12 protein-coding genes are annotated in these 13,088 nt (G+C 39.6%); 11 read left to right on the top strand and 1 reads right to left on the bottom strand.

The window, feature by feature from the left end:
• From HMPREF9075_RS05750 to mtaB, 3 genes are all read left to right on the top strand, one after another.
• Positions 1-3,638 (top strand): gliding motility-associated C-terminal domain-containing protein (locus HMPREF9075_RS05750; RefSeq protein ID WP_009415547.1); only part of this gene is annotated, 3,638 nt, incomplete at its 5' end.
• A 117-nt stretch (positions 3,639-3,755) separates the two neighbouring features.
• On the top strand, positions 3,756-4,115 hold the full coding sequence (locus tag HMPREF9075_RS05755; RefSeq protein ID WP_009415548.1) for a hypothetical protein: 360 nt from the start codon (positions 3,756-3,758) through the stop codon (positions 4,113-4,115).
• 48 nt (positions 4,116-4,163) lie between these two features.
• Complete coding sequence (mtaB, locus tag HMPREF9075_RS05760; RefSeq protein WP_009415549.1) at positions 4,164-5,486, top strand: tRNA (N(6)-L-threonylcarbamoyladenosine(37)-C(2))-methylthiotransferase MtaB; 1,323 nt, start codon at positions 4,164-4,166, stop codon at positions 5,484-5,486.
• Here the strand turns inward: mtaB and HMPREF9075_RS12570 are convergent.
• Complete coding sequence (locus HMPREF9075_RS12570) at positions 5,473-6,054, bottom strand: energy transducer TonB (RefSeq protein ID WP_009415550.1); 582 nt, start codon at positions 6,052-6,054, stop codon at positions 5,473-5,475. The two genes, mtaB and HMPREF9075_RS12570, sit on opposite strands and share 14 nt — an antisense overlap.
• Before the next feature lie 114 nt (positions 6,055-6,168).
• Between HMPREF9075_RS12570 and HMPREF9075_RS05770 the strand changes: the two genes are divergently transcribed.
• The 8 genes from HMPREF9075_RS05770 (at position 6,169) to trmD (ending at position 13,079) form a co-directional block, all read left to right on the top strand.
• Positions 6,169-6,828, top strand: a complete 660-nt coding sequence (locus tag HMPREF9075_RS05770; RefSeq protein WP_009415551.1) for a hypothetical protein — start codon at positions 6,169-6,171, stop codon at positions 6,826-6,828.
• Between the two features lie 18 nt (positions 6,829-6,846).
• Positions 6,847-7,473: a trimeric intracellular cation channel family protein gene (locus HMPREF9075_RS05775; RefSeq protein ID WP_009415552.1), complete on the top strand. Its 627-nt coding sequence runs from the start codon at positions 6,847-6,849 to the stop codon at positions 7,471-7,473.
• A 258-nt stretch (positions 7,474-7,731) separates the two neighbouring features.
• Positions 7,732-9,060 carry a trigger factor gene (gene tig / locus HMPREF9075_RS05785; protein ID WP_009415554.1) on the top strand — a complete coding sequence of 443 codons (1,329 nt, stop codon included), beginning with the start codon at positions 7,732-7,734 and terminating at the stop codon, positions 9,058-9,060.
• Between the two features lie 111 nt (positions 9,061-9,171).
• Positions 9,172-9,831, top strand: coding sequence for an ATP-dependent Clp endopeptidase proteolytic subunit ClpP (clpP, locus tag HMPREF9075_RS05790; RefSeq protein ID WP_009415555.1), 660 nt, complete (start codon positions 9,172-9,174; stop codon positions 9,829-9,831).
• On the top strand, positions 9,831-11,063 hold the full coding sequence (clpX, locus tag HMPREF9075_RS05795; RefSeq protein ID WP_009415556.1) for an ATP-dependent Clp protease ATP-binding subunit ClpX: 1,233 nt from the start codon (positions 9,831-9,833) through the stop codon (positions 11,061-11,063). The genes clpP and clpX overlap by 1 nt, the downstream gene beginning before the upstream one ends.
• Positions 11,064-11,101: 38 nt before the next feature.
• The gene (locus HMPREF9075_RS05800; RefSeq protein WP_009415557.1) at positions 11,102-11,707 is read left to right on the top strand and encodes a thioredoxin family protein; all 606 of its coding nucleotides are present in this window, start codon (positions 11,102-11,104) and stop codon (positions 11,705-11,707) included.
• 14 nt (positions 11,708-11,721) lie between these two features.
• On the top strand, positions 11,722-12,402 hold the full coding sequence (locus HMPREF9075_RS05805) for a hypothetical protein (protein ID WP_009415558.1): 681 nt from the start codon (positions 11,722-11,724) through the stop codon (positions 12,400-12,402).
• A 2-nt stretch (positions 12,403-12,404) separates the two neighbouring features.
• Positions 12,405-13,079 carry a tRNA (guanosine(37)-N1)-methyltransferase TrmD gene (trmD, locus tag HMPREF9075_RS05810; RefSeq protein ID WP_009415559.1) on the top strand — a complete coding sequence of 225 codons (675 nt, stop codon included), beginning with the start codon at positions 12,405-12,407 and terminating at the stop codon, positions 13,077-13,079.
• Positions 13,080-13,088 lie beyond the last annotated feature (9 nt).

The raw sequence follows: 13,088 nt of genomic DNA on the forward strand, positions 1-13,088 counted from the left end.
AAGAGGTTCATTTTACAGTAGCAGCAGCTAAAGAAAATGTTACAGCACCTAAAGTAACTACAACTTCGGCTACTTGTGGCGAGATAGGTAAGGCTCGTATAGATAACTATAACGAAAAATTGACTTATCAGTTGGTAGCACTATCAGCTACAGGAGCAGCAGTTAAGAGCAGTGCTATTAATACTGCGAACTTATCAATGACTGCGGGTACTTACCAAGTAGTAGTACGCAATGCTAATGGCTGTGTGGCTACTTCTACAACCTTTGTGATAGAAGAGGCTAAAAAGATACCTCAAAAGCCTGATGTATGGGTAGATGCACCTGCTTGTGGTGTATCAGGTAAGGCTATTATTAAGGGCTACGACCATAATCTTACATATAAATTGTATAACGGAACAGTTACAGAAAAGCTTACTAGTGCTGAAATTAATGAAGCTGGGAAATATACTTTGTTAGTAAACAATGGCAGTTGCGATAGTGAAGAGGCTCAGTTTGTAGTGGAGGCTGCTAAAGAGGGCGTTGTAGCACCTGTAGTACGTACAACTCCTGCAAGTTGTGGAGCTCAAGGTAAAGCTTATATAGATAACTACAACAGCAATTTGCGTTATCGATTGGTAGCTCTATCAGCTACAGGAGCAGCAGTTAAGAGCAGTGCTATTAATACTGCGAACTTATCAATGACTGCGGGTACTTACCAAGTAGTAGTACGCAATGCTAATGGCTGTGTGGCTACTTCTACAACCTTTGTGATAGAAGAGGCTAAGAAGATACCTGCCTTGCCTAAAATAGATTTTATAACAGAAGCCGGTTGTGGTATAGCGAATGATATACGCATCCGTGATTATGATAAGAACTTTAATTATACACTGATTTCAAAATCAGGAGTTAGAAAATCAATCAACTCATTACATATAGAAGCTACTGAAGGAACCTATCAGTTGGAAGTTAGCAATGGCGACTGTGCAGTTACTACAAGTGAGTTTCATATAGGCAAAGAAAAAGTATTGCCTGCAAAACCTGAATTGAGAGTTTTACCTGCTACTTGTGGTGGTGTAACCGACGTATTGATAAAGAATTACGATAATAGCTTAAATTACGAACTTTCACCAGCTATTGCAGGTAATGAGATACTTAGTAACGGAGTGATTTCAGCAACTGCTAATAACTATGTGCTTATAGTGAGCAATGGTAGCTGTACTGCGCAAAGTGATCCTTTTGAGATAAAAGCACAGTTATTGCCTCCTGCAGTACCTACCATAAAAGAAGAAGTAGCTGCTACTTGTGCAGCCCCTTCATTAGTACGTATAAGTAATTACGACCCTGCTTTGCAATATAAATTAAGTCCGGCAGGGGAAATATTACAAGGTGGTGTTATCTCGGCAACAGTGGGAAGGTATATTGTTATAGCTACGAATAATAATGGTTGTAGTGCTAATTCATCAATTTTTGATATCAACCCTCAAAAAGAAGCTCCTGCCCAGCCAAAGATAACAGTTTACAATGCTTCTTGTGGTACAAAAGGAAGTGCAGTGATACGTAACTATAGAGGAGAATACACTTATAGTTTTACTCCTGAAGCTACTATTACAGCAGGAGGTGTTATCTCGGCTACAGCAGGTAAATACCAACTCAAGGTGAGCAATGGTAGTTGCGAAGCTACAGTAAGCTTTGAGATTGAAGCAGAACGAGCTATCCCAGCACAACCAACAGTGATAGTTACAGCCCCTGATTGTGGTGTAGCAGGTAGTGCTCGTATCAGTAATTACGATCCTCAATTATCTTATACTGTTTTGCCAAAAAGAGAAGGTAATGTGGTACTTGCTGACGGAGTTATTTCGGTTACAGCAGGTGGTAGTTACAATGTAGTGGTAAGTAATGGTTATTGCAAAAAGTCGTCAGAGCTGTTTGTTGTTCAAAGAGCGAATGAAATTCCTGCGACTCCTATCGTAGTAACTACTTCGGCTACTTGTGGCGAGATAGGCAAGGCTCGTATAGCTAATTACGACCGTCGTTATACTGATAAATACGTACTTACCCCTAGCGGGCGAGTACATTATGACGGAACAATTATAGCAGGTGCAGGTAATTATGTGCTAAGTGTTAATAATGGTTCGTGCAAGGTAAGTACCGCTTTCACTATTGAGGCTGAAGAAGCAATGCCAAAAGCACCTGCGATAGTTACTACGCCAGCAACTTGTGGCGAGGCTGGTAGTGCCAAGATTACAAACTATGATAGTAACTTTACTTATACTCTTTTAGAAGGTAATAAAAGCACAGTATTAGATAATGCAGTTATTTCAGTAGGTGAAGGTGTATATAGGGTATCAGTTACTAATGCAGCAGGTTGCCAAGTAATTTCGAGAGAGTTTAGCATACAAGCTGCCAAAGTAATTTCAGAAAAACCCGTAGTTATAACCCAAGCCGCTATTTGTGGTGAGGAAGGAAGTGCTTATGTAGCCAACTATAATCCTATCTATCAGTATACCGTATTCCCTAATGGTAGTGTAGATGCCAACGGAAATATCAAGGCAAGTAAGAATATATTTACTTACGTAACAGCTCATTACAAAGGATGTAGTGCTACCTCTGAAGGCTTTACTATACAGCCTAAGCTTAATGGAGTAGAACAACCCGAAATACTCCTTATACCAGGAGGCTGTGGAGCTGTGGGCTTTGCTCGTATTACCAACTTCAACCCCGATTACGAATATGAAGTATTGCCTACAGGAACAATCACCCCTGATGGTAGAGTTATGGCACCTCCTACCAATACATATTATAGAGTACGAGCTTTCCATAATGGTTGTGCTGCAACTTCCGAAAACTTTAGACTACAACCCTCAACATCAGGATTTGAGAAACCAGTCTTGAGTGTAGCCAAAGAAAATTGTAATATGGGTACAATTGCTTTCGTGAAGAATTACAATAAGGAGTTTACTTACACCGTTCATCCTTTTGGAGGGGTAACCAAAGATACAGGTATCCTTGTCTTCCCCGAAAATAGCGTTACTCATACCTTTAGCGTAACAGTAACAGCAAGCAATGGAGTATGTCAATCTACTTCCGATGCAGTTCTTATTATGCCAGAGCGTTCATATCAGCCAAGAGTGGCTATAGTGGCACGCACTTGTGATAGTGAAGGAGCAGCTTATATAACCAACTATAATCCTGCTTACCGCTATGTGTTTACCGATCCATTGTTATCTGTAACCGATGCAGGGGTCATCTTAGGAGCACAGCCAGAATTGGTATATGCCGTAGCAGCTCGTACTCCCGATGATTGTTCATCAAAAGAAACTGTATTTAGTATCCGCAATGAATGCGAGAACGAAGTACCTTGTAAAATAGAGATATTTAATGCTGTTTCGGCTAATAATGATGATGCTAACGACTTTTTCTATATAAAAAATATAGAATGTTACCCAAGCAATAAAGTTTATATATTCAACGGTCAGGGTAAAGTAGTCTTTGAACAACAGAATTATGACAACAACCACCGCTCTTTTAGAGGAATAAGCAATACCGAAGGCGCACAATTATTACCTTCAGGCACTTACTTCTATATCCTCAAATATACCGATAAGCGCGGTAGAGAAACAGACGAAAGAGGCTATTTATACCTAAAAGGAAGATATTAATAAATAGTTTTAGAACTAAAAAGCACTGCTAAAGCCACTTTTCTTTAGCAGTGTTTTTTTATATAGTTACTCCTAATTCATTATTTTTTAATACCTTTGCGCCCTAAAATAAGAATTATGGAAGATTACACCTTGCTAAGAGAGCGTTGGAACGAAATAGTAGAACGCCTTTCGCATATTTTTACCGAAGGAGAAACCCTTGATGTAGATGCTATCATATACCTGATAGGCATACAAGAATTAGGGCAATTAGGGCGTAAATATGAGAAAGACGAAAAAGTAGACCTGATGCACATCGCCATTTGTAAGCTGTTAGAACCCTTTGGTTATTATCAATATCAATTTACCGACCCCGATGGCTGGCCTCACTATGAATTAGTACAAGAACTCCCAGCTCTAAAACCTGGTGAACAAACCATACTGATGAAAAAAGCCATTATACAATACTTTGTTGAAAGAGACTTTTTTGAAAACTAATAACACGCTATCTACCCAATATTTTTATAACTACTAATCACTAAAAAAATGATAAACAAAAAAAAAGTAGCATTCTACACCTTAGGCTGCAAACTCAACTTCGCCGAAACTTCTACTATAGCACGTAGCTTTGAAGAAGATGGTTATACCCGTGTTGATTTTGAAGACCCTGCCGATATATACGTTATCAATACTTGCTCGGTAACCGAAAATGCCGATAAACAATTCAAACAAATAGTACGCAAGGCACTGAAAACAAACCCTAAAGCCTTTTTAGCTGCCGTAGGTTGCTATGCCCAGCTCAAGCCCGAAGAACTCGCTTCTGTAGATGGTGTAGATTTGGTACTCGGTGCTAAAGAAAAATTCAATATAACTCAATATATAGACGACCTTACCAAAAACAACGAAGGTATCGTCCATTCTTGCGAAATAGCCGAAACCGACTTCTATGTGGGTAGCTACTCCATAGGCGACCGTACCCGTGCTTTCCTCAAAGTGCAAGACGGCTGCGATTATAAGTGCACCTATTGCACTATCCCAATGGCACGCGGTATTTCGCGCAGTGATACTATTGAGAACATACTTGCCAATGCCAAAAAAATTTCAGAAAAAGGGATTAAAGAAATCGTACTTACAGGCGTAAACATAGGCGATTACGGCAAAGGAGAATTTGGCAATAAAAAGCACGAGCACACCTTTTTGGAGTTGGTGCAAGCACTTGATAAGGTAGAAGGGATAGAACGCTTGCGCATCTCTTCTATAGAACCTAACCTAATTAAAGACGAGACCATTGATTTTATAGCACAATCCAAAGCCTTTGTGCCTCATTTTCATATCCCATTACAAAGCGGCAGCAATGATATACTCAAGAAGATGAAACGCCGCTATTTGCGAGAATTATATGTTAGCAGAGTAGCCAAAATACGCGAAGTAATGCCCGATGCCTGTATCGGTGTAGATGTCATTGTAGGCTTCCCCGGTGAAACCGATGAACACTTCTTAGAAACCTACCATTTCCTCAATGAGTTAGATATATCCTACCTGCACGTATTCACCTATTCCGAGAGAGATAATACCGAAGCCGTACTGATGGACGGGGTAGTACCCGATGCCGTACGTGCCAAACGTAGCAAAATGTTGCGAGGGCTATCGGCAAAAAAACGCAATGCCTTTTACGAAAGCCAGTTAGGCAAAGAAAAAACCGTACTTTTTGAAAGCGACAACAAGCAAGGCTATATACACGGCTTTACCGAGAATTACGTCAAGGTAAAAGCCCCTTGGGATCCCGCCTTAGTCAATACACTCCACAAAGTACGCCTTACCAAAATAGATGCTGACGGAATGGTACGCTTTGAGTTTATTCCAGCCTAAAATTTATAGGATACCTCACTGTATAAGCTACAAATTTACCGTCTTTATAAGCAGGCTGAAGACGGGGTAACTTCTCAATGATGCGTACCCCTTCTTCCAGCAAACTTTGGTATCTACTATCTGCCTTCAGTATCTGCACATTTCCATCAGCATCTATCTGAAAGGTAATCATTACCCTTCCTTGCTCATTCCGCTCAATAGCCTCTTCAGGATAAAAAAGATTATCAGCTACAAATCTGTCTAATTCCTCCTTAAAACAATGTATATCAGTCTCGCCTCTACATTTTCCATTAGGAAAATAAGGGTATAAGTCAGGTTGCAATACACTATCTTCTGGGGGTTGTTGCCCATCTTCATTTGGCGTATTAACAACCGCTCCTACCTCGTCATCAGGTTCTTCAGCAGCCAAAATAGGACTATGATCATAAGTAGTCGCAGGCAGTGTCTCCTCCTCAGCCGTTTCACGACTAAAGAAAAGTAGCAAAGCAACAGCTGCAAATACAACTAAGCCAATAGCAATAAACGTTTTTTGCGATTGTTGAGGTTGTTTAGGTGAATAAGCATCCATAAGAGAAAAAATTTGCCGCAAATATAGAAAAATAAAACAACTTTTAGCCCATAAATTAAAAAATATTTTTACTTTTGCCCTCAAAATTCAATAGCCCATTTTTTGAACCCAAAAATGACAAAATACGCCATTCTTATCCTCGTAACAAGTATGCTTCTTTCCTGCGAAAATGCCAGTAGTCTTCTTAAAAAAGAATGCAATATAACTACCGCCCAGCAAAGCGTTTGGGCGCTCCCCGAAGTACAAGCCAAAATACAACAATCCAAAGCCCTATCAGGTAAAGAGCGCATACAATACACCCAAGACACTATAGTAGTCCTCAAAAATACCTACTATCGCATCAAGCTGAGTTACAATCTATCCTACACCCAGTTACCAATAGCTACCTATTTGGTAGCCAAGAACAATTGCAACGATATATCCATAACAACTCCAGCGAAAGAACTCATTCCCTATACTACCTACCAACAACAACAAGCCCAACAAGCCCAACAACAAAAAAACTTCCCCACCTTCTTCAAGCAATTCACTGCCAATATGCTCTTCAGGCAACAGCATTTAGCCGACCAGCTCACCACGCTCACCACTACCCCCGATGGCAGCCTGATTCTGCAAGAAGAACAAGAACTTATTACAAAGAATATCAACGAGTTGCAAACCTATACTTTTACTTATTACCCCGATAGCGTATGTTGTAAAAATACAGAAGAAGGATTTACACTTCTTTTCGCCCCTCACAACGACACTTGGCTACTCACACAAATTTGGCAATAAACTAATACATTACACAAATTGAATATAATAACATTTTTCTCGCAAATAGACCAAATTTATCTTTGGGATATTATTGGTACAGCCGTATTTGGCGTTTCGGGCGTACTCATAGCAATGGAACGCCGTATGGATGTGTTTGGAATGCTCATCTTAGCCTTTGTTACAGGCGTAGGCGGAGGAACACTCCGCGATGTACTCATAGGCTACATACCCGTCTTTTGGATGCGCGACCATATTTATATCGTGATGATTGTAGTAAGTGTAGTCATCACACTACTTTTTAAAAATAAGATGGCAGACCAATGGGGCAGATGGCTGTTGCTATTTGATGCAATAGGTTTAGGCGTTTTTACGATTATAGGCATAGAAAAAGCCCTCAGATACGAACTTTCGCCCACCATTGCCATTATTTTAGGCACAATGACAGGCAGCTTTGGCGGCGTAATTCGCGACATCCTTGCCAACAAGCTCCCTGCACTCTTCCACAAAGAAATCTACGCCACAGCCTGCATTGCTGGCGGAACCGTTTATTTTCTTATCAATAGCTTTATGCCACATAACCTCGTGATATTCATTACTATAGTAGTAGTCATCACTGTACGCTTACTCTCCCTCAAATACCATTGGGAACTCCCCAAATTCTAACCTTTATTCAAAAAATTAATACTTTCCTTTGAATAACTAATCTGATTGTGTACCTCACCGAAGGTTGAGCGAAGGATAAGCGAAGGAAAGTCAGCGAGCTGGCGCAGCTGAGTATGTGAAGCCTGTGCAGCTCGCACCGAGTTAGTGTAGCTAGATAGGGTACCACAATTATAAATATTTTTTAAAACTATTGCATATTTAAATATTTTGTTGTACCTTTGCAAGCTGAAAAGTTTAGTTAGATAAATATTTAAAGAAATGAATATATCAAAAACTCAAATCGATGATTTGAATGCCGTTATCACAATCAATGTAGAGAAAGCAGATTACAACACTCAAGTAGAGGAAACCATTGCCAATTACAGAAAAACCGCCAACGTACCAGGTTTTAGAAAAGGACACGTACCCGCAAGTATGATTAAACGCCAATATGGTAAAGCTATCAAGTTTGACGAAATCAATAAAGTTCTTCAAGATGCTTTATATAAATATTTGGCAGACGAAAAACTCAATATTTTAGCCAATCCACTACCCAAAGAAAAACAAGACATCAATTTAGATGCCGATGACTTCTCTTTTGATTTCGAAATAGGTTTAGCACCTGCTATTGAAGTAAATCTTAAACCTGCAACCCCCTTAGATTACTACGAAATTACTGTAGATGATAAAGTTATCGACAACCAAATTGCCAATATACAAAAACAATTTGGCAAGCTCGTAGCCAAAGGAGAAGTAGCCGATAAAGACGGAATAGAAGTAAGCGGAACATTCTTCAACGAAGAAAAAGGTATTGATACACAAGCTACATTCCCTCTATCAGCTCTTTCTGATGATGCCCGCAAGCTGTTCATAGGCAAAAAAATAGGCGACCAATATTCATTGCAAACCAAAGGTCTGTTTGCTGATGCACATAGCCTAATGCACTACCTAAAAGTATCTCACGATGAAGCACATCATTTAGACATCGAAGTTACTTTCACCTTAGAAGAAATCAATGAGCGTGAACCTGCTGCTTTAGATGCCGAATTGTTCAGCAAGTTATTCCCTGACGGTAGCGTTACCGAGGAAGCTCAATTGCGCGAAAAAATTAAAGAAGGAGCACAACACCAATATACAGAACAAGCTGACCAGCACTTCTTGAACACCGTAACCGATTATTTAGTAGATAATACTAAATTCAAGCTCCCATCTCAGTTTTTGAGAAAATGGTTGCGCACTTCAGGTGAAAAAGAGCTTACCGAACAAGAAGCTAATGAAGAGTATGAACGTTCAGAAAAAGGCTTACGCTACCAACTTATCGAAGAAAAAATACTTAACGATAACGGATTGCAACCCACTCCTGACGATTTGAAAAACTTCGCTGCTAATTACGTGAAAGCACAATTGATACAATACGGCTTCAATGCCCAAGACGAAGACTATGTGAATGACATCGTAGCTAAGTTACTAAAAGACCGTAACGAAGTGCAACGTATCCAGCAACAAGTAGTATTCCAAAAATTGATAGATTTCTATAAACAAAACGTCAATATCAATACCAAAAAAGTAACTTTTGACGAGTTCGTGAAATTAGCATTTCCCGAATAAAACCCTATAAAGACTACAAATAACCAGTCCAAAATTGTCAAAATAAAGTATGATAACTACTTTTTTGACAATTTTGGACTTTGCGTACTAACATACCTAACAATATAAAAAATGAACTTAACAGACGAATTTAAAAAATACGCTACCAAAGAGCGCGGTATCAATAGTCTATACTACGATAAAATTATCGCAAGTATGACTCCATATATTATGGAAGAACGCCAGCTAAATGTAGCCCAAATGGACGTTTTCTCTCGCCTAATGATGGATAGAATCATCTTCCTCGGCACCGATGTAAATGACCAAGTAGCCAACATCATCACCGCTCAATTACTCTTCCTTGAAAGCGTAGATAGCGGTAAGGATATTCAAATTTATATCAATTCACCCGGCGGTAGTGTATATGCAGGATTAGGTATCTACGACACTATGCAATTCATCAAACCCGATGTAGCTACTATCTGTACAGGTATGGCAGCCTCTATGTCGGCAGTTTTATTGTGTGCAGGTGCGCAAGGAAAGCGTTCAGCACTACCTCACTCACGCGTGATGATACACCAACCATCGGGGGGTGCACAAGGAGTTGCCAGCGATATGGAAATCAACTTGAAAGAGATGTTAAAAATTAAAAACGAACTTTACGAAATCATTGCCAAACACACAAAACAGCCTTTCACTAAAGTCTATAAAGACTCCGAACGCGACTATTGGATGATAGCACGCGAGGCTAAAGACTATGGTATGATTGACGAAGTATTAGAACGAAAATAATGGCTAAAAAACAAGAAGACTACTGCTCATTCTGTGGGCGTGCTGAAGCTGAAACCGAACTACTTATAAGAGGTATGGCTGGTAATATATGCAATTATTGTGTAGATCAGTGCAATATCATCATCGGCGAAGCACTCAGCAACAAAAAAACAAAAGATAACAAAGCCACTCTTGGTGAGCTTACCTTAAAAACACCACAAGAAATTAAACATTTCCTCGACCAATACGTCATTGGGCAAGATTTTACTAAAAAAATACTCTCTGTAGCGGTGTATAACCACTACAAACGCCTAAATCAACCCAATATAGACGATGAGGTTGAAATACAAAAGAGCAATGTGATAATGGTAGGCGAAACAGGTACAGGCAAAACCTTAGTAGCTCGCACTATTGCCAAAATGCTCAACGTGCCTATCGCAATTGTTGATGCTACTGTGCTTACCGAAGCAGGCTATGTGGGCGAAGACGTAGAAAGTATCTTATCACGCCTTCTACAAGCAGCCGACTATGATGTGGCTAAAGCCGAACGTGGTATCGTATTTATTGATGAAATTGATAAAATAGCTCGCAAGAGTGATAACCCTTCTATTACCCGCGATGTTTCAGGCGAAGGCGTGCAACAAGCACTCTTAAAGCTCTTAGAAGGCTCGGTGGTAAATGTACCCCCTAAAGGCGGTAGAAAACACCCCGACCAAAAGTACATAGAAGTCAATACCGAACATATTCTTTTTATTGCTGGTGGTGCTTTTGATGGTATTGAGCGCGTTATCTCTAAACGCTTGAATATGCAAGCTGTAGGTTACAACTCATCTAAAAATACACAGATAGACCGTAAAAACTTAGTGCAGTATATCATTCCTAAAGACCTCAAAGATTTTGGCTTAATACCCGAAATTATTGGGCGTCTGCCAGTGCTTACCTATATGAACCCTCTTGATAAGCAAACACTGAGAATGATACTCACCGAGCCTAAAAACGCTATTATCAAACAGTACAAAAAACTGTTTGAAATGGACGGTATCCACTTCGAGATTACTGAAGGAGCTCTCGACTTCATAGTTGATAAAGCCCTAGAATACAAGCTCGGTGCTCGTGGCTTGCGTTCCCTCTGTGAGAATATCCTCACCGATGCAATGTTCGAGCTACCCAATACTGGTGTAAAAAACCTTACTGTTACTAAAGAATATGCCGAGGATAAACTCAATAAATCGGCATTGCAAATAGCATCGTAAAAAAGTCATAACTTTAAAACTATAAAACCAAAAAAACAATGATAATTAGAGATAGCTTATTGAAATCTGTTTCGTATGAAACCTATCGTCATCTTATTGATAAATATGAAGCAGAGGGGAAGAGTAGTGGTACAGAACAAACTGAGGATCGCATACATTATACTGCACTAAATCAGAAACGTTACAAGCGATTGGACAAAACGATTGTTATTCCTGAAGATAAAGCGGCATTTTTCAAAAACTACCCTCATAGCCTTTGTCTGCTTGTTATTACAGAAAGCTGGTGCGCCGATGCAGCACAGATTTTGCCTGTAGTGCATAAGATAACAGAGCTTAACCCCAAGCTTACTATGAAAATAGTATTTAGAGACGAAAATGAGGAACTGATGAACCTCTTTCTTACCAACGGGGGAAAAGCTATTCCTATAGTTGTTTTCTTAGATTTGCAAGATAATGTATTGGCTTATTGGGGCTCGCGTCCTTCTACTGCAAAACAAATGGTAGAGGATTTTAAGGCAGCTCACGGTGCGCTAACAGCAGAATTTAAAGAGGATTTACAAAAATGGTACAATCAAGATAAAGGACTCACTATTGTTGATGATTTTATCAATGTGATGCAAACACTCCCAACACTTGACTTATAAAAACAACTCGTAAAATGAAAAAAATAATAATAATATCATTGAGTATTTTGGCATTGCATACTGCAGTTGCACAAGATTCTACAGCCACAAGGCATTCACAGCCTGCTCAATCAGCACAACAAGAATACTATCAACGCAATCAGCGTACACAAAATGCCCCTATGGGAGTAGTAGCCGCACAAGAAGAAATGAAGCCAACTACCTTAGAAGGTGTATTTCAGCAGCTTGTAGATAAATCAGGAGCTTGGCAAAACTTTAAGATGCTAGATAGAGCCAAATTAGCTACCTTTCAACGCAGTATGGCTGATACTATCAATGCCATTAGAGGACAGCTCAGTACCCAAAAACAAGCTGTAGCTACCCATCTTCAGAATATAAAAGAACTAAATGATAAAATCACCGAGCTACAAACTACCCTCGACCAAACAAAAGACCAAAATGATAGCGTTAATTTCTTCGGTGTATTGCTTTCTAAAGGGGTTTATAGTACCATTATGTGGGTTATTGTGCTTATATTAGCAGGATTATTAGCCTTTTATATCTATAAATACACCAATAGCAACGTAATTACCAAAAATTCTATCAATGAATTAGGCGAATTACAACAAGAATACGAAAATTACAGAAAAGCTGCTATTGAACGCGAACAAAAAGTACGCCGACAATTGCAAGACGAGATTAATAAACACCGTTAGTAATGCGTATTGATATTATTTCAGTAGCACCCGAACTAATGGAGAGCCCGTTCTCCTTTTCTATAATGAAGCGTGCTATTGATAAAGGATTAGCAGAGGTGCATTTTCATAACCTACACGACTATGCCAATAATGCCTATAAACAAGTAGATGACTACCAGTTTGGCGGTGGAGCAGGAATGGTAATGATGATTGAGCCCATTGATAAATGCATCAGTGCTCTTAAAGCACAACGCAATTACGATGAGGTTATATACCTTACTCCTGATGGCGAAACACTACACCAAAAAATGGCAAATACCTTGTCATTAAAGGAGAATCTAATTATCTTGTGTGGGCATTTCAAGGGGGTAGACCAGCGCGTGCGCGACCATTTTATTACTAAAGAAATCTCTATAGGCGATTATGTGCTCTCAGGAGGCGAATTAGGTGCGGCAGTTCTTTGCGATGCTATTGTACGCCTTATACCAGGTGTCCTTTCCGATGAAACCTCAGCACTTACCGATTCCTTTCAGGATAATCTCTTAGCACCCCCCATTTACACTCGTCCTGCCAATTATAAAGGCTGGGAAGTCCCCGAAGTGCTTATTAGTGGCAACACCCCCAAGATTGAACAATGGCGTGAAGAAATGGCATATAAACACACCCTTGCTAAACGTCCTGATTTACTTAAATAAAAAACCTTT

Source organism: Capnocytophaga sp. oral taxon 332 str. F0381, assembly GCF_000318275.2.
In the GTDB taxonomy this organism is placed as follows: Bacteria; Bacteroidota; Bacteroidia; order Flavobacteriales; family Flavobacteriaceae; genus Capnocytophaga; species Capnocytophaga bilenii.